The organism is Corynebacterium sp. HMSC072A04 (genome assembly GCF_001809235.1).
Taxonomy (GTDB): Bacteria; Actinomycetota; Actinomycetes; order Mycobacteriales; family Mycobacteriaceae; genus Corynebacterium; species Corynebacterium hiratae.
The window spans coordinates 1-823 of sequence record NZ_KV796765.1; the positions used below are offsets into that span (position 1 = coordinate 1).

An 823-nucleotide genomic window follows, 5' to 3' on the forward strand; every position below is an offset into this window, starting at 1 on the left:
ACGTGTCCACGATCTGCGGGCAACCCCAGTATGTAATTGTCATCGCGCGTAACAACGATCCCGTATTTGAGAGCAGGCGAACTATGCGCAGTAATATTATCGATTGCCCCATCAGCTTCAACCATGTCTAGAAGCGCATACCGAACGCGCGACACAACAGTTAATCCCCCACTTTTGTACTCAGTGACCTCACCTTTCCATCTATCCCCAACGGACAAAGTCAACTCTGGTGTTCTTGTATGTTCACGAAGCGCAACGCTCTTGACTTGATTGCTTGCGGTAGCACCGCTGCGTTCCATAAAGGAATTTTGTTGACGATCAACCTCGCTTACGAGTCGGTCCAATGCAGCGTCAGATAATCCAAGCCGCTCCTTAAACGTCGGATTCACTCCGAAGTTCTTCTCCGCGATCATTCGGGATTCTTCGAGGGAGATTTCCGGTTCCTGCACTGGAGTAGATGGACGGGCTGGGGAAGAGATACTTGTACCAGAGTTGTCCGAACCAGCCCCCTTGCTGCTTCCAGTTGTCACGCCAACGAGGGCACCAACAACAGCGATAGCTGCCAGAATCGCTCCGACTATTTGTTGCATACCGACACGGCCAAAGCCGGGGATCTCAATGCTGGGCATTGCTTAGACCTTTCAAGAGAAAAGAGAACGAGAGACTCTTTAAGTATTTACTCTCTACTCAGACCTGTCAATCGCTTTAACCAGCATAAATAGTGAATTCTGTTACGGGATGCACCTCACGTGGAAGGAATTCGTTGTCCCACTGGTACTTGTAGCAACGAGACTGTTCAGAAGACTGAAATGGTAGCGGTGTG

1 protein-coding gene is annotated in these 823 nt (G+C 49.8%); it reads right to left on the bottom strand.

All coding sequences use genetic code 11. The annotated features are described in order from the left end of the window. The coding region (locus HMPREF2565_RS04040) for a hypothetical protein (RefSeq protein ID WP_141745884.1) at nucleotides 1-629 on the bottom strand (629 nt) is incomplete at its 3' end. Nucleotides 630-823 lie beyond the last annotated feature (194 nt).